Annotated in this window: 20 protein-coding genes; 19 read left to right on the top strand and 1 reads right to left on the bottom strand. The window is 54.0% G+C overall.

Translation table 11 applies throughout. The annotated features are described in order from the left end of the window. Positions 1-31 precede the first annotated feature (31 nt). Positions 32-1615, bottom strand: a complete 1584-nt coding sequence (locus F3J30_RS04460) for a TerC family protein (protein WP_014070944.1) — start codon at positions 1613-1615, stop codon at positions 32-34. 685 nt (positions 1616-2300) lie between these two features. Between F3J30_RS04460 and F3J30_RS04455 the strand changes: the two genes are divergently transcribed. From F3J30_RS04455 to wcaL, 19 genes are all read left to right on the top strand, one after another. Then, positions 2301-3440: a polysaccharide export protein gene (locus F3J30_RS04455; protein WP_014070943.1), complete on the top strand. Its 1140-nt coding sequence runs from the start codon at positions 2301-2303 to the stop codon at positions 3438-3440. 6 nt (positions 3441-3446) lie between these two features. Next, positions 3447-3890 carry a low molecular weight protein-tyrosine-phosphatase Wzb gene (gene wzb, locus F3J30_RS04450; protein ID WP_166716174.1) on the top strand — a complete coding sequence of 148 codons (444 nt, stop codon included), beginning with the start codon at positions 3447-3449 and terminating at the stop codon, positions 3888-3890. Between the two features lie 2 nt (positions 3891-3892). Further along, positions 3893-6055: a tyrosine-protein kinase Wzc gene (gene wzc / locus F3J30_RS04445; RefSeq protein ID WP_166716171.1), complete on the top strand. Its 2163-nt coding sequence runs from the start codon at positions 3893-3895 to the stop codon at positions 6053-6055. Between the two features lie 88 nt (positions 6056-6143). Next, positions 6144-6986 carry a colanic acid biosynthesis glycosyltransferase WcaA gene (wcaA, locus tag F3J30_RS04440; RefSeq protein WP_014070940.1) on the top strand — a complete coding sequence of 281 codons (843 nt, stop codon included), beginning with the start codon at positions 6144-6146 and terminating at the stop codon, positions 6984-6986. Beyond that, entirely contained in the window at positions 6986-7477 is a 492-nt protein-coding gene (wcaB, locus tag F3J30_RS04435; RefSeq protein ID WP_014070939.1) for a colanic acid biosynthesis acetyltransferase WcaB, read from the top strand. Before wcaA ends, wcaB begins: the two co-directional genes overlap by 1 nt. Then, a complete protein-coding gene (gene wcaC / locus F3J30_RS04430) occupies positions 7474-8691 on the top strand; it encodes a colanic acid biosynthesis glycosyltransferase WcaC (protein WP_166716169.1) in 1218 nt (405 codons plus the stop codon). The genes wcaB and wcaC overlap by 4 nt, the downstream gene beginning before the upstream one ends. Continuing rightward, on the top strand, positions 8666-9886 hold the full coding sequence (gene wcaD, locus F3J30_RS04425) for a colanic acid polymerase WcaD (RefSeq protein WP_014070937.1): 1221 nt from the start codon (positions 8666-8668) through the stop codon (positions 9884-9886). The genes wcaC and wcaD overlap by 26 nt, the downstream gene beginning before the upstream one ends. A 16-nt stretch (positions 9887-9902) precedes the next feature. Further along, positions 9903-10649 (top strand): colanic acid biosynthesis glycosyltransferase WcaE, encoded by a 747-nt coding sequence (wcaE, locus tag F3J30_RS04420; protein ID WP_166716166.1) that lies wholly within the window; start codon positions 9903-9905, stop codon positions 10647-10649. Positions 10650-10664: 15 nt separating this feature from the next. Further along, entirely contained in the window at positions 10665-11219 is a 555-nt protein-coding gene (wcaF, locus tag F3J30_RS04415) for a colanic acid biosynthesis acetyltransferase WcaF (RefSeq protein WP_014070935.1), read from the top strand. A 20-nt stretch (positions 11220-11239) separates the two neighbouring features. Next, complete coding sequence (gene gmd / locus F3J30_RS04410) at positions 11240-12361, top strand: GDP-mannose 4,6-dehydratase (protein ID WP_014070934.1); 1122 nt, start codon at positions 11240-11242, stop codon at positions 12359-12361. A gap of 2 nt (positions 12362-12363) precedes the next feature. Beyond that, positions 12364-13329, top strand: coding sequence for a GDP-L-fucose synthase (locus F3J30_RS04405; protein ID WP_166716162.1), 966 nt, complete (start codon positions 12364-12366; stop codon positions 13327-13329). Positions 13330-13331: 2 nt separating this feature from the next. Next, the gene (locus tag F3J30_RS04400) at positions 13332-13811 is read left to right on the top strand and encodes a GDP-mannose mannosyl hydrolase (protein ID WP_166716160.1); all 480 of its coding nucleotides are present in this window, start codon (positions 13332-13334) and stop codon (positions 13809-13811) included. Continuing rightward, positions 13808-15031, top strand: a complete 1224-nt coding sequence (gene wcaI / locus F3J30_RS04395) for a colanic acid biosynthesis fucosyltransferase WcaI (protein WP_166716157.1) — start codon at positions 13808-13810, stop codon at positions 15029-15031. The genes F3J30_RS04400 and wcaI overlap by 4 nt, the downstream gene beginning before the upstream one ends. A gap of 3 nt (positions 15032-15034) precedes the next feature. Further along, the gene (gene cpsB, locus F3J30_RS04390) at positions 15035-16471 is read left to right on the top strand and encodes a mannose-1-phosphate guanyltransferase (RefSeq protein ID WP_014070930.1); all 1437 of its coding nucleotides are present in this window, start codon (positions 15035-15037) and stop codon (positions 16469-16471) included. A gap of 109 nt (positions 16472-16580) precedes the next feature. Beyond that, positions 16581-17951, top strand: a complete 1371-nt coding sequence (gene cpsG / locus F3J30_RS04385; RefSeq protein ID WP_166716155.1) for a colanic acid biosynthesis phosphomannomutase CpsG — start codon at positions 16581-16583, stop codon at positions 17949-17951. A gap of 47 nt (positions 17952-17998) precedes the next feature. Continuing rightward, complete coding sequence (gene wcaJ, locus F3J30_RS04380) at positions 17999-19393, top strand: undecaprenyl-phosphate glucose phosphotransferase (protein WP_014070928.1); 1395 nt, start codon at positions 17999-18001, stop codon at positions 19391-19393. Positions 19394-19402: 9 nt separating this feature from the next. Continuing rightward, positions 19403-20881, top strand: coding sequence for a colanic acid undecaprenyl disphosphate flippase WzxC (wzxC, locus tag F3J30_RS04375; protein WP_166716154.1), 1479 nt, complete (start codon positions 19403-19405; stop codon positions 20879-20881). Positions 20882-20964: 83 nt separating this feature from the next. Further along, positions 20965-22245, top strand: coding sequence for a colanic acid biosynthesis pyruvyl transferase WcaK (gene wcaK, locus F3J30_RS04370; protein WP_166716153.1), 1281 nt, complete (start codon positions 20965-20967; stop codon positions 22243-22245). After that, positions 22242-23462, top strand: a complete 1221-nt coding sequence (gene wcaL, locus F3J30_RS04365; RefSeq protein WP_166716151.1) for a colanic acid biosynthesis glycosyltransferase WcaL — start codon at positions 22242-22244, stop codon at positions 23460-23462. The genes wcaK and wcaL overlap by 4 nt, the downstream gene beginning before the upstream one ends. Positions 23463-23469: the final 7 nt, after the last annotated feature.

Raw genomic sequence — 23469 nt, 5'->3', positions numbered from 1 at the left:
AGCCGGGTAAGCGAAGCGCCACCCGGCTTTTTTAAACCTCAAAATCCAGCTCATCCTCGCTGCGCAGCGGTATCAGCTGCACTTTCTGCACGCGATGGCTTTCAACCTGGAGCGTTTTAATCAGGTAATCACCCACCTGCACCTCTTCTCCTGGTTGCGGAATACGTTGCAGATACTCCATCAGCAGGCCCGCGATAGTGTGGTATTCGCGCTTCTCATCAAGTGGCAACGGCACATACTGCACCAGGTCTTCCAGCGGCATATGCCCGTTGGCCGTCCAGGAGCCGTCCGGGTTTTTCTGGATATCATGGCGAGCGTCAATCTCATCAACCTCGTTCGGCAAATTACCGGCAATAGTTTCCATCACGTCACTGAGGGTGACCAGCCCTTCAACCGAACCGAACTCATCCACCACAAAGGCAAAGTGGGTGCGGGCATTACGGAACTGTTCCAGCGCAGACAGCAACTGCAACGTCTCCGGGAACACCAGCGGTTGACGCACCAGCGCGCGTAAATCGAGTGCATCTCCCCGTAACTGCTGCTGGAGAAGATCAATAACGTGCACCACCCCCAGTAAGTCTTCTTCATCTTCACCGCCGGTGACCACCACGCGGGTGTGCTGGTTTTTGTCCAGCAGGGCACGGACCTGGGCCTCCGGTGCCGTCAGGTCGATATGCTCGATATCATGGCGAGAGGTCATAATACTGCTGACCGAGCGCTGATTGAGGTTGAGCACGCGCTCAATCATCAGCCGCTCCTGAGGATTAAAAATCGGGTTATCGTTGTGATCGGCAAGCAAAGAGGCGGACTCCGCATCAAGCTCGGCATCCTCTTTCTGCCCGCTGAGCAGGCGCATGACCGTATCGGCGGTTCGCTGGCGCAGGCTTTGATTCGCGGACAAGAAGCGGCGACGGTTGAAAATAGCCAGCTGGTTAAGCGACTCAATGATCACCGAGAAGCCAATTGCGGCGTACAGGTATCCTTTCGGAATATGGAACCCAAAACCATCGGCCACCAGGCTAAAGCCAATCATCAGCAGGAAGCTGAGACACAGGATCACAATTGTCGGATGGCTGTTCACAAACCGTGTGAGCGCTTTGCTGGCCATCACCATCAGGGTGATAGCAATAATCACCGCTGCCATCATCACGGCCAGATGGTCCACCATGCCCACGGCGGTGATCACGGAGTCCAGTGAGAAGACCGCATCCAGCACCACGATTTGCGCCACCACAGGCCAGAATCGTGCTCCCCGGCGTTGGGTCGGGTTTTCGCTGTCTTTGCCTTCGAGCCGTTCGTTGAGTTCGACCGTTGCCTTAAACAGCAGGAACAGCCCGCCGAACAGCATAATCAGATCGCGGGCGCTGAAACTCAGGCCATGAAAAGTGACCAGAGGTTTTGTGAGCGTCACCAGCCAGGAGATAGAGGCCAGCAGCAGCAGTCGCATCACCATCGCCAGCAATAAGCCCGTGACGCGCGCGCGGTCGCGCTGTGAAGGGGGCAGTTTTTCGGCGAGGATGGCGATAAAGACCAGATTATCAATCCCGAGCACTAATTCGAGGACCACCAGCGTGACCAGTCCGGCCCAGATTGATGGATCGGCAATCCATTCCATAGTAATAGCAATACCTTCTGTTATATGACCAATGTCACACTTCGATCATGGATAAAGCTGGACGAAATTGCAATGACGACCTGAGATTTATCTCAATAACCGATTGAGTGTTGCGCCGGAAAATAGCCTTATTATTTTCATGTTAAATATCGTTTTATCTGATAATGAATAAAAATAAGAAATATCGCAGGGAGTGGTTTTTAATTTAATTATGTCAATATAAAGAAAATCCTAAAAGGTGAAAAATTTGCTCTTAATATTATTCTTAAAAAGCCATTTCCGGGCGGTTGTTACCTTGCCTGCTATTACGTTAGCTGCAACAATTCCTCCAGTATCAAATTTCTTGTTGCTATTACCATGCTTACGGAATGGTGAGGGATTCATTATCAAAGCGGCCTTAATTGCGCCTGATATATTTTCATCTCAACCGAATCAAAGAGGGTGTTTATCCATAACATATTGTTTAGACAGTGCATTGGTAACTGAAAGCCAAGGGCGGTAGCGTGCCTGAAAGCGTGTGAATCGGCCCCCGATTATTCTGTCAATAGCCAATGGATGAATAAGCTTTTTTTAGGACTGATGCCAGTTATATTTCTATTTCATTAACTGCATTCTGAATGTCGTTTCAATCCGCGCTTATTTAAATTGCACAGGATAATTACTCTGCCAAAGTGATAAATAATCAATGATGAAATCCAAAATGAAATTGATGCCATTATTGGTGTCTGTGACCTTGATGAGTGGTTGTACGGTTTTTCCCGGCAGCAATATGTCAACCATGGGAAAGGATGTGATCAAACAGCAGGATGCTGATTTCGACCTCGACCGGATGGTGAATGTTTATCCACTGACGCCGCGTCTGGTGGAACAATTACGTCCACGGCCAAACGTGGCCCAGCCAAATACATCCCTGGACCAGGAAATTGCCGCCTACCAGTACCGTGTCGGGCCGGGGGATGTGATTAACGTGACCGTCTGGGATCACCCGGAACTGACTACGCCAGCGGGCCAGTACCGCAGTTCCAGCGATACCGGGAACTGGGTTCAGCCGGACGGGACCATGTTCTATCCCTACATCGGTAAAGTCCACGTAGTGGGGAAAACGCTCGCCGAAATTCGTAGTGATATTACCGGCCGCTTAGCGCAGTACATCGCTGACCCGCAGGTGGACGTTAATATCGCCGCATTCCGCTCGCAAAAGGCTTATGTCTCCGGGCAGGTGAATAAATCAGGTCAGCAGGCCATCAGCAACGTGCCGCTGACGGTGCTGGACGCCATCAACGCCGCAGGCGGCCTGACCGATGCGGCAGACTGGCGCAATGTGGTGCTGACCCACAACGGCCAGGAGCAGCGCATTTCCCTTCAGGCGCTGATGCAAAACGGCGACCTGAGCCAGAACCGTCTGCTCTATCCGGGTGACATTCTGTACGTTCCACGCAATGACGATCTGAAAGTGTTCGTGATGGGCGAAGTGAAAAAACAGAGCACGCTCAAAATGGACTTCAGCGGCATGACCCTGACCGAAGCACTGGGGAATGCAGAAGGCATCGATCTCACCTCGTCCAACGCCAGCGGTATTTTCGTCATCCGTCCGCTGAAAGGCGAGGGCAGTGCGAAAGGGAAGATTGCCAACATTTACCAGCTGGATATGTCCGACGCGACCTCCCTGGTGATGGCAACCGAATTCCGCCTCCAGCCGTACGATGTGGTGTATGTCACAACCGCACCGGTTGCCCGCTGGAACCGCCTGATCAACCAGTTGCTGCCAACCATCAGTGGCGTTCGCTACATGACGGATACGGCGCGCGACATCCATACCTGGTAATCCGCGATGTTTAACAAAATTCTGGTGGTGTGCGTGGGGAACATTTGCCGTTCCCCAACGGGCGAGCGGCTGTTGAAGAACTATCAACCCGCTCTCACGGTCGACTCCGCGGGGCTTGGGGCGCTGGTGGGTAAAGGCGCCGACGAGCGTGCTGCGAACGTGGCGTTGGATCATAACCTCTCTTTAGACGGGCACTGCGCCCGTCAGGTCTCCGGGCGCATGTGCCGCGAATATGACCTGATCCTGACGATGGAAAAACGCCACATTCATGCCCTGTGTGAAATCGCACCTGAAATGCGGGGCAAAGTGATGCTCTTTGGTCACTGGGACAATGAACGCGAAATTCCCGATCCGTATCGCAAGAGCCGAGAGGCATTTGAGGCGGTTTATACCTTACTTGACCAGTCTGCCCGTCAGTGGGCGCAGGCACTGAAAGCTCAGCAGGGATAACAATGACAGAAAAAACAAAACCTTCTGCCGCCCCGATATCGGGCAGTGATGAAATCGATATTGGTCGTCTGGTTGGCACGATTATAGAGGCGAAATGGTGGGTTCTGGGGATAACTGCCGTGTTTGCGGCGGCAGCCGTTGTTTATACCCTTTTCGCCACGCCAATCTACAGCGCCGATGCGCTGGTGCAGATTGAACAAAATACCGGTAACTCGCTGGTGCAGGATATTGGATCTGCGCTGGCGAACAAGCCTCCGGCATCCGATGCCGAAATTCAGCTGATCCAGTCGCGTATGGTGCTGGGCAAAACGGTTGACGATCTCAATCTGGATATTGCCGTCACCAAAAACACCTTCCCTGTCTTCGGCGCGGGATGGGACAGGCTGATGGGGCGCCAGAACGATACGGTAAAAGTGACCACTTTTACCCTGCCGAAAGGCGGTGCCGATCAAACCTTCACGCTGACAGTGCTTGGGCCAAAGCAGTACCAGCTTACCAGCGATGGTGGTTTTAGCGCGCGCGGTGAAGTGGGGCAGATGCTGAGCAAAAACGGCGTCAGTATGATGGTCAGCGCCATTCAGGCCGCTGAAGGCAGTGAGTTTACCGTCTCGAAATTCTCCATGCTGGGGATGATCAACAATCTGCAAAACAACCTTAGCGTCACCGAAAACGGTAAAGACACCGGGGTGTTGAGCCTCAGTTTTACCGGTGAAGACAAGGATCAGATCCGCGACATCCTGAACAGCATCACCCGCAACTATCTGGAACAGAACGTTGCGCGTAAATCGGAAGAGGCGGCTAAAAGCCTGGCCTTCCTGGCAAAACAGCTGCCGGAAGTGCGCCAGCGTCTGGATGTCGCCGAAGAGAAGCTCAACAGCTATCGCCAGAAGAAAGACTCAGTGGACCTGCCGCTGGAAGCGAAATCGGTCCTGGATTCGATGGTGAACATCGATGCCCAGCTGAACGAGCTGACCTTCAAAGAAGCGGAGATCTCTAAGCTCTACACCAAACGCCACCCGGCGTACCGCACCTTGTTGGAAAAACGCCAGGCGCTGGAAGATGAAAAAGCCAATCTCAACAAGCGTGTGACCGCCATGCCGGAAACCCAGCAGGAGATTGTCCGTCTGACTCGCGATGTGGAGTCTGGCCAGCAGGTTTACATGCAACTGCTGAACAAGCAGCAGGAGCTGAAAATTACCGAAGCCAGTACCGTTGGCGATGTGCGTATTGTTGACTCCGCCATTACCCAGCCCGGTGTGCTGAAGCCGAAAAAAGCACTGATCATTCTGGGCAGCATTATTCTCGGCCTGATGCTTTCCGTAATGGGTGTGCTGCTGCGCTCGCTGTTTAACCGCGGTATCGAAAGCCCGCAGGTGCTGGAAGAGAATGGCATCAGCGTTTACGCCAGTATTCCGCTGTCGGAATGGCAGAAATCGCGCGATAGCGTGAAAACGGTTAAAGGCGTTAAGCGCTATAAGCAGAGCCAGCTGCTGGCGGTGGGCAACCCCACTGACCTTGCCATCGAGGCGGTTCGTAGCCTGCGCACCAGCCTGCACTTCGCCATGATGCAGGCCAAAAATAACGTGCTGATGATGACCGGCGTTAGCCCGTCTATCGGTAAGACGTTTGTCTGCGCCAACCTGGCGGCTGTGGTGAGCCAGACCAATAAACGCGTTCTGCTGATCGACTGCGACATGCGTAAAGGCTACACCCACGAACTGCTGGGCACCAATAACGTCAATGGTCTGTCGGAGATCCTGCTCGGTAAAGGGGAGATTGAACAGTGTGCCAAACCGACCTCAATCCCGAATTTCCATCTTGTGCCGCGTGGCCAGGTTCCGCCAAATCCGTCTGAGCTGCTGATGAGTGAACGTTTCAGCCAGCTGGTGGAGTGGGCGAGCAAACACTACGACCTGGTGTTGATCGATACCCCACCGATTCTGGCCGTTACCGATGCTGCCGTTGTGGGTCGCCATGCGGGCACCACGCTGATGGTGGCGCGCTATGCGGTGAATACCCTGAAAGAAGTGGAAACCAGTCTGGCCCGCTTCGAGCAGAACGGTATCGATGTGAAAGGGGTGATCCTGAACTCCATCTTCCGTCGCGCCAGCGGTTATCAGGATTACGGTTACTACGAGTACGAATATAAGTCTGACAGTAAATAAAGCCCCTCACCCAGACGGTGCGGGATATAACGACATGTTGCCTTTCACCCTCTCCCCAAAGGGAGAGGGCTGGGGTGAGGGGAATACCATGACCACACAACGCCCTTTGATTTCTATTTATATGCCGACATGGAATCGTCAGCAGTTGGCGATCCGCGCAATTAAGTCGGTCCTGCGTCAGGACTACGACAACTGGGAACTGCTCATCGTTGATGACTGCTCCTCTTCATACGAACAACTGCAAAAATTCGTGACTGACCTTAATGACCCGCGGGTTATGTACACGCATAACGCCATCAACTCCGGGGCGTGTGCGGTACGTAACCAGGCGATATTGCAGGCGCAAGGGCAGTATCTAACCGGGATTGATGACGATGACGAATGGACCCCCAACCGTCTTTCGACCTTCCTGTCACACCAACATCAGTTGGTTACTCATGCGTTTCTGTATGCCAATGATTATGTCTGCCAGGGTGAAGTCTATTCGCAGCCAGCGAGTCTGCCGCTTTATCCGAAGTCGCCTTACTCCCGTCGCCTGTTTTACAAGCGCAATATCATTGGTAATCAGGTCTTCTCCTGGTCCTGGCGCTTTAAAGAAAACTTGTTCGATACCGAACTTAAGGCGGCGCAGGACTACGATATTTTCCTGCGCATGGTGGTGGAGTATGGCGAACCCTGGAAAGTGGAGGAAGCCACGCAAATCCTGCATATCAATCATGGGGAGATGCAAATCACCTCGTCGCCGAAAAAATTTTCCGGCTACTTCCACTTTTACCGCAAGCACAAAGACAAGTTCGATCGTGCAAGCCGTAAGTATCAGCTCTTTACCCTCTATCAGATCCGCAATAAGCGCATGAACTGGCGCACGCTGCTGACGCTCTTTTCTGTACGCAATACCAAGCGTCTGGCTGATGGACTTCGGGGGAAATAATGTTTCTGGAAGATTGCCGCGCGAACAGCTGGAGCCTGCGCCCTTGCTGCATGGTTCTGGCCTATCGCATCGCACATTTTTGCTCGGTCTGGCGCAAAAAAAACGTGCTGAACAATATCTGGGCAGCGCCGGTTCTGGTGCTGTACCGCATCATTACCGAATGTTTTTTTGGCTACGAAATTCAGGCAGCCGCCACCATTGGCCGCCGCTTCACCATCCATCACGGCTATGCCGTGGTGATCAATAAGTTCGTGGTCGCGGGTGATGACTTCACCATTCGCCACGCGGTGACCATCGGGAACCGTGGGCCAGCAAGCCTTGCGTGCCCTGTCATCGGTAATAACGTCGAGCTGGGCGCCAATGTGGTGATCATCGGCGACATTACCGTGGGTAACAACGTAACCATTGGTGCAGGCAGCGTGGTGCTGGACAGCATTCCTGATAACGCGCTGGTGGTGGGCGAGAAAGCCCGCGTGAAGGTGATCAAATGAACATTCTGCAATTTAACGTTCGTCTGGCCGAGGGCGGGGCGGCAGGCGTGGCGCTGGATCTTCACCAGCGCGCGCTGCAAAAAGGATTACAGTCGCGTTTCATCTACGGCTATGGCAAAGGCGGGAAAAAAAGCGTCAGCCACGATGACTATCCGCAGGTGGTGAAACAGACCCCGCGCGTGACTTCTATCGCCAACATTGCGCTTTTCCGTCTGTTTAACCGCGATCTGTTCGGCAATCTGAACAGCCTGTACCGCACGGTAACGCGCTCGGCCGGGCCCGTGGTGCTGCATTTCCATGTGCTGCACAGCTACTGGCTGAACCTGGAAGAGGTGGTGGCCTTTTGCGAAAAAGTGAAAGCGCATAAACCGGACACCACCTTTGTCTGGACGCTGCATGACCACTGGAGCGTAACCGGGCGCTGTGCCTTTACTGACGGTTGCGAAGGCTGGAAAACGCAATGCCAGAAGTGCCCAACGCTGACCAACTATCCACCGGTAAAAGTGGACCGGGCGCACCAGTTGGTGGCCGGAAAACGCCAGCTGTTTCGCGAGATGCTCGCGCTCGGCTGCACGTTTATCTCCCCCAGTCAGCATGTGGCCGATGCCTTTAACAGCCTGTACGGGGCAGGGCGCTGCAAAATCATCAATAATGGGATCGATGTGGCAACCGAAGCGATCCTGGCTGAGCTGAAACCGGTGGCGCACACCACCGGCAAACCGAAAATTGCCGTGGTGGCTCACGATCTGCGTTACGACGGCAAAACCAATCAACAGCTGGTGCGCGACATGATGGCGCTCGGCGACAAGATAGAGCTGCATACGTTCGGCAAGTTTTCCCCGTTTGAAGGGGCGAACGTGGTGAATCACGGGTTCGAAACCGACAAACGTAAACTGATGAGCGCGCTGAACGGCATGGATGCGCTGGTCTTTAGCTCCCGCGTGGATAACTACCCGTTAATCCTGTGTGAAGCGCTGTCAATTGGCGTGCCGGTGATTGCCACCCACAGCGACGCAGCGCGCGAAGTGCTGGAAAAATCTGGCGGCAAAACGTTCAGTGAAAATGAGGTGCTGCCGCTGGTGCAACTGCCAAAGCCCGCCGTCGCCCAGGCCGTTTTTGGCACTGACCTGGAATCGTTCCGCAACCGCAGCCGAAAGGCGTACAGTGGCCAACAGATGCTGGAGGAATATGTCTCGTTCTATCAGAATCTGTAGTTATCTGCTGCTGCCGCTGATTTACCTGCTGGTCAACGTCAAGATTGCCCAGCTCGGCGAAAGCTTCCCCATCACTATTGTGACGTTCCTGCCGGTCTTACTGCTGCTGTATGTCGAAAAAATCAGCCTGAAAAAGCTGATGATTGCCCTCGGCGTTGGATTTGGTCTGACGGCATTTAACTACATCTTTGGTCAGTCGCTGGATGCCAGCAAATACGTCACCTCGACCATGCTGTTTGTTTATATCGTCATTATTATTGGCATGGTCTGGAGTATTCGCTTTAAAACTATTTCACCGCACAATTATCGGAAAATCCTTAGGTTCTTTTATATTGCCGTTACGTTAATTGTCATGCTGGCTGCGCTGGAAATGGCGCAAATTATTTTGACCGGTGGCAGTAGCCTGATGGAGATAATTTCGAAATATCTCATTTACAGTAACAGCTATGTACTGAACTTCATTAAGTTTGGCGGCAAGCGCACCACCGCGCTCTATTTTGAACCGGCATTTTTTGCTCTGGCGTTAATCTCAATTTGGCTCAGCATCAAACAGTTTGGTATCAAAACCCCTAAGACCGATGCTATGATTCTTGCAGGGATTGTTCTGTCAGGCTCTTTCTCTGGGGTGATGACGTTTATATTGTTCTACCTGCTGGAGTGGGCGTTTCAGTACCTGAATAAGGATGCGATAAAGAAAAAACTGCCGCTGGCGATTATCTCCCTGACGGTGTTTTTAGTTGGCGTGATATTTGCTTTTCCGTACATCTCAGAGCGTCTGGGAGATTTGGGAACGGAAGGTTCGTCGTCTTATTATCGCATCATTGGGCCACTGGTGATGGTGGGATATTCATTAACCCACATTGATGGCGTAGTCAGATTTGGCTCACTTTACGAATATGTTGCATCATTCGGAATCTTTAACGGTGCAGATGTCGGTAAAACCATAGACAATGGTCTGTATCTGTTAATTATTTATTTTTCGTGGTTCGCCGTATTGTTGACACTGTGGTACCTGTTTAAAGTTTTCAAAATGATGATTAACGCGTTTGGGGATAACCAGAACTTTCGCGTACAACTTTATCTTTTTACGCCAGTGTCGTTGTTCTTTACGGGGTCAATATTTAGCCCGGAATATGCTTTCTTAATTGTCTGTCCGTTTATTCTGCGCAAGGCGCTCAATATTACGCGTGTATGACGAAATGAGGTGATTTATGTTTCTTAGTGTGGTTACTGTCGCCTTTCGCAATTATGAAGGCGTGGTAAAAACATGGCGCTCGCTGCGCAACCTGGCACGCGATCCAAGCCTCACATTTGAATGGATTGTCGTGGATGGCGGCTCGAATGACGGTACGGCTGAGTTTCTGGAAAAACTCAACGGGGAGTTCAACTTACGTTACATCAGCGAGAAAGATAAAGGCATCTACGACGCCATGAACAAGGGCATCGATATGGCCCAGGGGCGCTATGCCATCTTTCTGAATTCCGGTGATGTGTTCCATGAAGATGTTGCACTCTTTGCCCGTCAGCTGGCGCGCCAGAAAGAGGACGCCATGTATATCGGTGATGCGCTTCTGGATTTCGGTGATGACCATAAAGTTCTGCGTAGTGCGAAACCCGGCTGGTATATCTACCACAGTTTACCGGCCAGCCATCAGGCTATTTTCTTCCCCACCGCAGGGCTGAAAAAACAGCCGTATGATTTGCAGTATAAAGTGTCATCAGATTATGCACTGGCAGCAAGTTTGTATAAGTCGGGTTACCCGTTTCGCCGAATTAAAGGCACGGTGTCTGAATTTTCGATGGGGGGGGTGTCAACCTCGAATAATCTGGAATTGTGCCAGGATGCAAAAAACGTGCAGCGCAATATATTGCGAATGCCGGGGCCACTGGCGGAATTGTCCTATTTATTGCGTCTGAAAACGACGGGTAAAACGAAAGCCTTATATAACAAAGCCTGAATATAAGGAAGCGTAATGCAGGAACTCAAGGGATTCTCCGTGCCGAAAGGTTTTCGGGGCGGGAACGGTATTAAGGTGCAGTTATGGTGGGCAGTGCAGGCCACGTTATTTGCCTGGTCACCGCAAATACTGTATCGCTGGCGCGCATTTTTATTACGCTTGTTCGGTGCAAAAATCGGAAAAAACGTAGTCATTCGCCCGTCAGTCAAAATTACGTATCCGTGGAAATTAACGCTCGGTGATTACGCCTGGGTGGGGGATGACGCGGTGTTATATAGCCTGGGTGATATCACCATTGGGGCAAATTCAGTGGTATCTCAGAAGTGTTATTTGTGTACCGGTAGTCACGATTTTATGAGTCAGCATTTTGATATTACCGCTTCGCCAATAGTGATTGGCGAAAAATGCTGGCTGGCGACAGATGTTTTTGTCGCTCCGGGTGTTTCTGTTGGCGATGGCACCGTTATTGGCGCTCGCAGCAGCGTTTTTAAATCGCTTCCGGCAAATAAGGTTTGCCGGGGCAATCCCGCAGTGGTGATACGCGAACGCGTAGAAACTGAAAAACTTTGATAAGTACAGAGGAAATAAATATGTCTAAAGTCGCTCTCATCACCGGCGTTACCGGACAGGATGGTTCTTACCTGGCAGAATTGCTGCTGGAGAAAGGTTATGAAGTACACGGTATTAAACGTCGTGCCTCTTCGTTCAACACCGAGCGTGTGGACCATATCTATCAGGATCCTCATGCGACAAACCCGAAATTCCACCTGCACTACGGCGACCTGACGGATACCTCCAACCTGACCCGTATTCTGCAAGAAGTACAGCCGGATGAAGTCTACAACCTGGGTGCGATGAGCCACGTGGCCGTGTCGTTTGAATCCCCGGAATATACCGCCGACGTGGATGCCATGGGTACGCTGCGCCTGCTGGAGGCGATCCGCTTCCTCGGTCTTGAGAAGAAAACCCGTTTCTACCAGGCGTCTACCTCTGAGCTGTACGGCCTGGTGCAGGAAATCCCGCAGAAAGAAACCACTCCGTTCTACCCACGCTCGCCGTATGCGGTAGCCAAACTGTACGCCTACTGGATCACCGTAAACTACCGTGAATCCTACGGCATGTATGCGTGTAACGGCATTCTGTTCAACCACGAATCCCCGCGCCGTGGTGAAACCTTCGTGACCCGTAAAATTACCCGTGCAATCGCCAACATTGCACAGGGTCTGGAGTCTTGCCTGCACCTGGGCAACATGGATTCCCTGCGTGACTGGGGCCATGCCAAAGACTACGTGAAAATGCAGTGGATGATGCTGCAACAGGACAAACCAGAAGACTTCGTGATTGCGACCGGTGTGCAGTATTCCGTGCGTCGTTTCGTGGAAATGGCCGCGGCACAGCTGGGCATTAAACTGCGCTTTGAAGGCACCGGCGTTGACGAGAAAGGTATTGTTGTTTCCGTAACTGGTCATGATGCACCGGGCGTGAAACCGGGTGACGTAATTGTTCAGGTTGACCCGCGTTACTTCCGTCCTGCTGAGGTGGAAACCCTGCTGGGCGACCCAACCAAAGCGCACGAAGTGCTGGGCTGGAAACCAGAGACCACCCTTCAGGAGATGGTGTCTGAAATGGTAGCCAAAGATCTTGAAGCGGCGAAGAAACACTCACTGCTGAAGTCCCACGGCTACGAGGTTGCCATCGCGCTGGAGTCCTGAGAATGACCAAACAACGTATTTTTGTCGCCGGTCATCGCGGCATGGTGGGTTCCGCCATTGTCCGCCAGCTGGAACAACGTGGTGACGTTGAGGTGATTGTCCGTACGCGTGACGAGCTGAATTTGCTCGACAGCAAAGCCGTGCAGGATTTCTTTGCAGATTCGCGTATCGATCAGGTGTATCTGGCGGCGGCAAAGGTGGGCGGTATTGTCGCTAACAACACTTACCCGGCTGATTTCATCTACGAGAACATGATGATTGAGAGCAACATTATTCACGCCGCGCATCTGCACAACGTGAATAAGCTGCTGTTCCTCGGTTCATCCTGTATCTACCCGAAAATGGCGAAACAGCCGATGGCGGAAAGCGAGCTGCTGCAAGGCACGCTCGAAGCAACCAACGAGCCTTACGCCATTGCCAAAATTGCCGGGATCAAACTGTGCGAGTCCTATAACCGCCAGTACGACCGCGATTATCGCTCGGTCATGCCGACCAACCTGTATGGGCCGAACGATAATTTCCACCCGAGCAATTCGCACGTGATCCCGGCGCTGCTGCGCCGCTTTCACGAAGCAACGGCTGAAAACGCACCGGATGTGGTGGTGTGGGGCAGCGGTACGCCAATGCGTGAGTTTCTGCACGTGGACGACATGGCGGCAGCCAGTATTCACGTGATGGAACTGGATCGCGAAGTGTGGCAGGAAAACACGCAACCGATGCTCTCACACATTAACGTGGGGACCGGCGTGGATTGCACTATTCGCGAGCTGGCGCAAACCCTGGCGAAGGTGGTGGGCTACAAAGGCCGCGTGGTGTTCGATGCCACTAAACCTGACGGCACGCCACGTAAGTTACTGGATGTCACGCGCCTGCATCAGCTGGGCTGGTATCACGAGGTGTCACTTGAGCAGGGGCTTGCCAGCACCTATCTGTGGTTCCTGGAAAACCAGCACCGCTTCCGGGGGTAAACATGTTTTTAAATCAGGAAGACTTTGCCACGGTAGTCCGTTCCACTCCGCTTATCTCAATCGATTTGATTGTGGAGAACGAGCGCGGCGAGTTCTTGCTGGGGAAACGAACCAACCGCCCTGCACAAGGGTACTGGTTCGTACCCGGTGGACGTGTACAGAAGGATGAGACGCTCGCGGATGCTTTCGCGCGTCTTACCCTGGCGGAACTCGGGCTGCGCTTGCCGCAGTCCGCAGGCCAGTTTTACGGGGTCTGGCAGCACTTCTACGACGATAACTTTTCCGGGGCTGATTTCACCACGCACTACGTGGTGCTCGGTTTTCGCCTGAGGGTGAATCAGGCAGACCTGCGTTTGCCTGATGCGCAGCATGACGATTACCGCTGGCAGACGCCAGAGGCGTTACTGGCAAGCGACAATGTGCATGACAACAGTCGGGCCTATTTCCTCGCAGAACCTCAGGCCGGGGTACCGGGCATATGAAAATCCTCGTATACGGAATCAACTACTCGCCGGAACTTACCGGCATCGGGAAATACACCGGCGAAATGGTTGAGTGGATGGCGAAGCAGGGACATGACGTGCGGGTCATTACCGCGCCACCTTACTACCCGGAATGGCAGGTGGGCGCGCGCTACTCGGGCTGGCGCTATCGCCGTGAACAGGGCGCTGCAACCGTCTGGCGTTGCCCGTTGTATGTGCCAACACAGCCGTCAACGCTGAAACGTTTAATTCATCTCGGCAGTTTTGCCCTGAGCAGCTTTTTCCCGCTGATGGCGCAGCGTCGCTGGAAACCTGAACTGATTATCGGCGTGGTGCCCACGCTGTTTTGCACACCAGGAATGCGCCTGCTGGGCAAGCTTTCAGGTGCGCGAACTTTGCTGCACATCCAGGACTACGAAGTGGACGCCATGCTGGGACTGGGGATGGCCGGGAAAAGCAAGGGTGGCAAGGTGGCAAAACTGGCCAGCGCGTTTGAACGTAGTGGCCTGCACAACGTGGATTACGTCTCGACCATCTCGCGCTCGATGATGAATAAAGCGCAGGAGAAAGGCGTCGCAGCGGAAAAAGTGATCTTTTTCCCGAACTGGTCAGAAGTGGCGCGTTTTCGCGATGTATCTGAACACGATGCCCTGGCGCTGCGTGAACAACTCGGTTTGCCTGAAGATCAAAAAATCATTCTTTACTCGGGCAACATCGGTGAAAAACAGGGGCTTGAAAGCGTGGTTGAGGCGGCCGAACAGCTTAGCAACCATGCCCTGACGTTTGTGATTGTCGGGCAGGGGGGCGGTAAAGCGCGCCTGGAAAAAATGGTCAGCGAACGTGGCCTGACAAACGTGAAATTTTACCCGCTTCAGCCGTACGAGGCGTTGCCGGCGCTGCTGAAGATGGGGGACTGCCATCTGGTGGTACAAAAACGCGGTGCAGCAGATGCTGTGCTGCCATCAAAACTGACCAACATTCTGGCGGTAGGCGGTAATGCGGTGATCACTGCCGAGGCTGATACCGAGCTGGGTCAGCTGTGCGACAGCTACCCGGGAATTGCGGTTTGTGTTGAGCCAGAGTCCGTTGAGGCGCTGGTTACCGGGATCGAACAGGCGCTCGCGCTGCCCAAAGAGAACATCGTGGCACGTGAATATGCCGGGCGGACGCTCGAAAAAGAGAACGTCCTTAGCCAATTTATTGCAGATATACGGGGATAAATGATGAGTCAAACCAAACTTTTTCCGGTCGTGATGGCTGGTGGCTCTGGTAGCCGGTTGTGGCCGCTGTCCCGCGTGCTCTATCCAAAACAGTTCCTCTGCCTGAAAGGGGATCTCACCATGCTGCAAACGACGGTGTCCCGTCTGAACGGCGTGGAGTGCGAAAGCCCGGTGGTGATTTGTAATGAACAACACCGCTTTATCGTGGCCGAGCAGCTGCGTCAGCTCAACAAGCTGACTGAAAACATCATTCTGGAGCCGGCGGGACGTAATACGGCACCTGCCATTGCGCTGGCAGCGCTGGCGGCAAAACGCAGCTGCCCGGACTGTGATCCGATGATGCTGGTGCTGGCCGCTGACCATGTTATCCAGCAGGAAGACAGCTTCCGTGACGCGGTACGTTCCGCCATTCCTTACGCCGAGAGCGGCAAGCTGGTGACCTTCGGGATCGTGCCAGACCTGCCGGAAACCGGTTATGGCTACATTCGCCGGGGCGATGTCACGCCGGGCGAAGGCGAGAGCCTGGCGTTTAACGTGGCGCAGTTTGTCGAAAAACCGAATCTGGAAACCGCGCAGGCGTATGTCGCCAGCGGTGAATACTACTGGAACAGCGGTATGTTCCTGTTCCGCGCCGGGCGCTATCTGGAAGAGCTGGAAAAATTCCGCCCGGATATCCTCAGCGCCTGTGAAAAAGCCATGGATGCGGTTGACCCGGATCTCGACTTTGTCCGGGTGGATGAAGAAGCCTTCCTCGCCTGTCCGGAAGAGTCCATTGACTATGCCGTGATGGAGCGCACCGCCGATGCGGTGGTGGTGCCGATGGATGCGGGCTGGAGCGACGTTGGCTCATGGTCATCCCTGTGGGAGATCAGCGCGCACACCCCGGAGGGCAATGTCCACCATGGTGATGTAATCAGCCATAAAACGGAGAACAGCTATGTGTACGCTGAATCCGGACTGGTTACCACGGTGGGCGTGAAGGATCTGGTGGTCGTTCAGACGAAAGATGCCGTGCTAATTGCTGACCGTAACGCAGTTCAGGACGTCAAAAAAGTGGTGGAAAGGATCAAGGCTGATGGCCGCCATGAACACCACATTCACCGCGAAGTGTATCGCCCGTGGGGCAAATATGACTCCATCGATTCCGGCGATCGCTACCAGGTAAAACGCATCACCGTGAAGCCAGGGGAAGGGCTGTCTGTGCAGATGCATCACCACCGCGCCGAACACTGGGTCGTAGTGGCCGGAACCGCCAAAGTGACCATCGACGGTGAAATCAAACTGATTGGTGAAAACGAGTCGGTGTATATCCCGCTGGGCGCGACGCATTGCCTGGAAAACCCAGGGAAAATTCCGCTCGACCTGATCGAAGTCCGCTCTGGCTCGTATCTGGAAGAGGACGACATTGTGCGCTTCCAGGATCGTTACGGCCGGGTCTAGCACCGTCTTTAACGCCGGATGGCGCTTCGCTTATCCGGCCTACGAATGAATAAAAACAATTTTGCCTGTTAATCGGGCGGGCCAACTGTTGCCTGAAAAAGGGGTCATCATGGAAAAATTAAGCTGTTTTAAAGCCTACGATATTCGCGGCAAGCTGGGCGAAGAGCTGAATGAAGACATCGCGTGGCGTATTGGCCGTGCGTATGGTGAATATCTCAAGCCAAAAACCATTGTTTTAGGCGGCGATGTCCGTCTGACCAGTGCGTCACTGAAAAACGCGCTGGCAAAAGGGTTGCAGGATGCAGGCGTCGACGTGCTGGATATTGGTCTTTCCGGTACGGAAGAGATCTATTTCGCCACCTTCCACCTGGGCGTGGACGGCGGTATCGAAGTGACCGCCAGCCATAACCCGATGGACTACAACGGCATGAAGCTGGTGCGCAAGGGCGCACGCCCGATCAGCGGCGACACCGGCCTGCGCGACGTACAGCGTCTGGCAGAAGCCAACGACTTCCCGCCGGTGGATGCAGCAAAACGCGGTAGCTACAAACAGATCAATCTGCAAAAAGAGTACATCGACCATCTGCTTGGCTACATCAACGTGGCAAACCTCAAGCCGCTGAAGCTGGTGATTAACTCCGGGAACGGTGCGGCAGGCCCGGTTGTCGATGCCCTGGAAACACGTTTTAGGGCGCTGAACGTTCCGGTCACCTTCATTAAAGTGCACAACACCCCGGACGGTAACTTCCCGAACGGTATTCCTAACCCACTGCTGCCAGAGTGTCGCGATGACACCCGCAACGCGGTGATCGAGCACGGCGCCGATATGGGTATCGCCTTTGACGGCGACTTTGACCGCTGCTTCCTGTTCGACGAAAAAGGTCAGTTTATCGAAGGCTATTACATCGTTGGTCTGCTGGCGGAAGCGTTCCTCGAGAAAAATCCGGGGGCGAAGATCATTCACGATCCGCGTTTGTCGTGGAATACCGTCGATGTGGTAGCGGCTGCAGGTGGCAAGCCGGTGATGTCCAAAACCGGCCACGCGTTCATCAAAGAGCGGATGCGTGAAGAAGATGCCATCTACGGCGGTGAGATGAGCGCCCACCACTATTTCCGTGATTTTGCTTACTGCGACAGCGGGATGATCCCGTGGCTGCTGGTGACAGAGTTGCTGTGCCTGAAAGGTCAGTCGCTGGGCGAACTGGTACGTGACCGTATGGCGGCATTCCCGGCAAGCGGAGAGATCAACAGCAAGCTGGCGCTGCCGGCCGAGGCGATCGCCCGCGTAGAGCAGCACTTTGCCCTCCACGCGCTGGAAATTGATCGTACCGATGGCATCAGCATGTCGTTCCCGCAGTGGCGGTTCAATCTGCGTTCTTCAAACACCGAGCCGGTGGTGCGTCTGAATGTGGAATCGCGGGCGGATGTCCCACTGATGGAAGCGCGAACGCAGGACATTCTGGCGTTGTTGAATCAGTAAAACTTGCCCCCTCCCGATGGGAGGGGGATCCGATAACAGGAACAACGATGACGAATCTAAGAAAGCGCGAGCGAGCCAGAACGAATGCATCGTTAATCTCTATGGTGCAGCGATTTTCTGACATCACCATCATGGTCGGTGGATTGTGGGTGGTGTGCCGGATAAGCGGACAGCCATTCTTCTACATGCATTTGCTGATGGCGTTGATTGCGCTGGTGGTGTTTCAGATGATCGGCGGGGTGACGGATTTCTACCGTTCATGGCGCGGCGTAAAAATTACCACCGAGCTGCTGCTGTTGATTCAGAACTGGACGTTAAGCCTGATTTTCAGCGCAGGGCTGGTGGCATTCAGCCATGATTTTGACACCCGTCTGGTGACCTATCTTTGCTGGTATGTCTTAACCAGCCTGGGCATGGTGGTTTGCCGTTCCCTGATCCGCTACTTCGCGGGCTGGCTGCGTAACCGGGGTTACAACACCCGCTATGTGGCCGTTGCAGGCGATTTACCGGTAGGGCAGGTGCTGCTGGACAGTTTTCGCAAAGAGCCGTGGCTGGGGCTGGAAGGGGTAGGGATCTACCACGACGCCAAACCGGGCGGCGTATCTGCCGACTGGGCGGGCAATTTCGAACAACTGATTGACGACGCGAAGGCTGGCAAGATCCACAACGTTTACATCGCCATGCAGATGAGCGATGAGTCGTACATTAAACATCTGGTGCGAGAGCTTGCGGATACCACCTGTTCGGTGATCCTCATTCCTGACGTCTTTACCTTTAATATCCTGCATTCACGTATCGACGAAGTGAACGGCGTGCCCGTTGTGCCGCTGTACGATACGCCACTTTCGGGCATTAACCGCGTGCTCAAGCGCGTGGAAGATATCCTGCTCTCTTCGCTGATTTTACTGCTGATCTCCCCGGTACTGTGCTGCATTGCGCTGGCGGTGAAGCTCAGCTCTCCAGGCCCGATTATCTTCCGTCAGACCCGCTATGGCATGGATGGCAAGCCCATCATGGTGTGGAAGTTCCGCTCCATGAAGGTGATGGAAAACGACAAAGTGGTGACGCAGGCGACGCAAAACGATCCGCGCGTGACCCGGGTGGGGAATTTCCTGCGTCGTACCTCGCTGGATGAGCTGCCGCAGTTTATCAACGTCTTTACCGGCGGCATGTCCATCGTCGGCCCGCGCCCACATGCGGTAGCGCACAACGAGCAGTATCGCTCGCTGATTGAGGGTTACATGCTGCGCCACAAAGTGAAGCCGGGGATCACCGGTTGGGCACAGATTAACGGCTGGCGCGGTGAAACCGACACCCTGGAAAAAATGGAAAAACGTATTGAGTTTGACCTCGAGTACATCCGTGAGTGGAGTCTCTGGTTTGATATCAAAATCGTCTTTCTGACCATCTTTAAAGGCTTTGTGAACAAAGCGGCGTATTAAGGAACGGTCATGAGTTTACGTGAAAAAACCATCAGCGGCGCAAAATGGTCGGCAATGGCGACCATTGTCATCATTGGTCTGGGGCTGGTGCAGATGACGGTGCTGGCGCGCATTATCGATAATCACCAGTTCGGTCTGCTGACCGTGTCGCTGGTGATTATTGCGCTTGCCGACACGCTGTCTGATTTTGGTATCGCCAACTCGATTATCCAGCGTAAAGAGATTAGCCAGCTTGAGCTGACCACGCTCTACTGGCTGAACGTGGGGCTAGGGATCACTGTCTTTGTGCTGGTGTTTCTGCTGAGCGACGTGATTGCCGGCGTGCTGCATAACCCGGATCTGGCCCCGCTGATGCGTACCCTCTCTTTTGCTTTTGTGGTGATCCCGCACGGCCAGCAGTTTCGAGCGCTGATGCAAAAAGAGCTGGAGTTCAACAAGATTGGCATGATTGAAACCAGTGCCGTGCTGGCGGGCTTTACCTTTACCGTGGTGAGCGCGCATTTCTGGCCGCTGGCGTTAACCGCGATCCTGGGCTACCTGGTGAACTCCGCCGTACGTACGCTGCTGTTTGGCTACTTTGGCCGTAAGATCTACCGCCCGGGGCTGCATTTCTCGCTGGCGTCTGTGTCGTCGAACCTGCGCTTTGGCGCATGGCTGACGGCCGACAGCATTATCAACTACGTCAACACCAACCTGTCCACGCTGGTGCTGGCGCGCATTCTGGGGGCCAGCGTCGCGGGCGGTTATAACCTGGCCTATAACGTTGCGGTTGTTCCGCCGATGAAGCTGAACCCTATCATCACCCGCGTGCTGTTCCCGGCGTTCGCCAAAATTCAGGACGACACGGAGAAGCTGCGCGTCAACTTCTACAAGCTGCTTTCGGTGGTCGGGATTATTAACTTCCCGGTACTGCTGGGGCTGATGGTGGTTTCCAACAATGTGGTGCCGCTGGTCTTTGGTGAGAAGTGGGTCAGCATCATTCCGGTTCTGCAACTGCTGTGCGTGGTGGGGTTGCTGCGCTCCGTTGGTAATCCGATCGGTTCGCTGTTAATGGCGAAAGCACGTGTCGATATCAGTTTTAAATTCAATGTGTTCAAAACGTTCCTGTTTGTTCCGGCGATTATCGTCGGCGGGCATCTGGCGGGCGCGATTGGGGTCACCCTGGGGTTCCTGCTGGTGCAAATCATCAATACCGTTCTGAGCTATTTCGTGATGATTAAACCGGTACTGGGTTCCAGCTACCGCCAGTACATCCTGAGCCTGTGGCTGCCGCTGTACCTGTCTTTGCCGACCCTGGCGGTGAGTTATGGCCTGGGCGTGGTGCTGAATGGCCATCTGCCTTTAGCGGCACTGCTGGCAGTACAGATTGCGGCGGGCGCGCTGGCATTTGGCGTGATGATCGTGTTGTCGCGTAATGCGCTGGTGGTAGAGATGAAGCGCCAGTTTTGCCGTAACGAAAAAATGAAAATGCTGCTTCGCGCAGGCTAATTTTTCCCTCTCCTGCGGGAGAGGGCCGGGGTGCGTGCATCTGGCCGCACCCGATGAAGCAAGAACCCCTTTAAGAGGTCATTATGAAATTACTGATTCTTGGCAACCATACCTGCGGTAACCGCGGTGATAGCGCCATTCTGCGCGGTCTGCTGGATGCCATTAACACGCTCAATCCTGACATCGAAGTGGACGTGATGAGCCGCTACCCGGTGAGCTCCTCCTGGTTACTTAACCGGCCGGTAATGGGTGACCCGCTGTACAGTCAGATGAAACAGCACAACAACGCCGCAGGCGTAATGGGGCGGGTAAAGAAGGTGTTGCGCCGTCGCTATCAGCACCAGGTATTGCTGTCGCGCGTGACCGACACCGGAAAACTGCGAAACATCGCCATCGCCCAGGGGTTCACCGACTTTGTCCGTCTGCTCTCGGGCTACGACGCCATCATTCAGGTGGGGGGATCGTTCTTTGTCGATCTCTATGGCGTGCCGCAGTTTGAGCACGCGCTTTGCACATTTATGGCCAAAAAACCGCTGTTTATGATTGGACACAGCGTGGGGCCTTTTCAGGATCCACAGTTTAATCAGCTGGCCAACTATGTGTTTGGCCACTGCGATGCATTGATCCTGCGCGAATCGGTCAGCCTCGACCTGATGAAACGCAGCGAAATCGACACCTCTAAAGTTGAACACGGGGTAGATACTGCCTGGCTGGTGGAAAATCAGAACGAACATTTCCAGGCAAGCTATGCGGTACAGCACTGGCTGGACGTCGCGGCGAAGCAGAAAACCGTGGCAATTACTCTGCGCGAGCTTGCCCCTTTTGATAAACGTCTGGGGACAACGCAGGCGGCTTATGAGAAAGCCTTTGCCGGGGTGGTAAACCGCTTGCTGGATGACGGCTATCAGGTGCTGGCGCTCTCTACCTGTACCGGTATCGACAGCTACAACAAAGATGACCGTATGGTGGCGCTGAACCTGCGTCAGCACATCAACGATACGTCGCGTTATCACGTGGTGATGGACGAACTGAACGATCTTGAAATGGGCAAGTTGCTCGCAGCCTGCGACCTGACCGTGGGGACGCGCCTGCATTCGGCGATTATCTCGATGAACTTTGGTACGCCGGCGATTGCCATCAACTATGAACATAAATCGGCCGGTATTATGCAGCAACTGGGAATGCCTGAGATGGCGGTGGATATTCGTCATCTGCTGGATGGCTCGCTTGCAGGGATGGTTGCAGATACGCTGGGGCAGCTTCCGGCCATCAATGAACGCCTGGCGGTGGCGGTGAAACTGGAGCGCGAAAAAGGTATTGGGATGGTGAAATCCGTTCTCGACCGTGTCGGGGAGGGGAAATGAAGGTTGGTTTCTTCTTACTGAAATTTCCGTTGTCGTCAGAAACCTTTGTCCTGAACCAGATAACCGCGTTTATCGATATGGGGTATGACGTGGAGATTATCGCCCTGCAAAAGGGCGATACGCAAAACACCCACGCGGCGTGGACCCAGTACGGACTGGAAGCTAAAACCCGCTGGTTACAGGATGAGCCGCGTGGGCGGTTGAGCAAACTTCACTATCGCGCCGTTAAGACGTTGTGCGGGATTCACCGCCCTGCGACGTGGCGGGCGTTGAACATTTCGCGCTACGGCGCTGAGTCGCGCAACCTGATCCTCTCGGCAATTTGCGGGCAAACGCCCCGGCCGTATCAGGCGGATGTGTTTATCGCCCACTTTGGTCCGGCAGGTGTTACCGCAGCGAAATTACGCGAGTTAGGCGTCATTGACGGTAAAATCGCGACCATTTTCCACGGAATTGATATTTCAAGCCGTGAAGTGCTGAACCACTACACCCCAGAATATCAGCAACTTTTCCGTCGGGGCGACATGATGCTGCCGATCAGCGAGCTGTGGGCCGGGCGCCTGAAAAACATGGGATGCCCGGGAGAGAAGATCACCGTTTCGCGCATGGGCGTGGATATGGATCGCTTCACCCAGCGCCCGGTCAAGGTGCCGGGTAAACCGCTGCAAATCATCTCTGTTGCCCGTCTGACCGAGAAAAAAGGGCTGCATGTGGCCATTGAGGCCTGTCGGCAACTGAAAGAACAAGGGGTGGCGTTTCACTATCGCATTCTGGGGATCGGCCCGTGGGAACGCCGCCTGCGCACGCTTATCGAACAGTATGAGCTTGATGGCTATGTCGAGATGCCCGGTTTCAAACCGAGCCATGAAGTCAAAGCCATGCTGGACGAGGCGGATGTCTTCTTGCTGCCTTCCGTAACTGGTACGGATGGCGATATGGAGGGGATCCCGGTTGCACTGATGGAAGCCATGGCAGTGGGGATCCCGGTGGTATCGACATTACACAGCGGCATCCCTGAACTTATCGAGCCGGATCACTCTGGCTGGCTGGTACCTGAAAACGATGCACCGGCACTAGCCGAACGTCTGGCAACCTTTAGCCATATCGCCCCGCAGGACCTGATCCCCGTGCTGCATAACGCGCGCCGGAAGGTAGAAGCTGAGTTTAACCAGCGCGTGATAAACCGCGAACTGGCCTGCCTGTTACACACGCTTTAACGCCGAG

This window comes from Enterobacter sp. Tr-810, assembly GCF_011752765.1.
GTDB lineage: Bacteria > Pseudomonadota > Gammaproteobacteria > Enterobacterales > Enterobacteriaceae > Enterobacter > Enterobacter soli.
The sequence above is the reverse complement of the archived record's forward strand: the minus strand, read 5'-3'. Positions and strand labels throughout refer to the sequence as shown.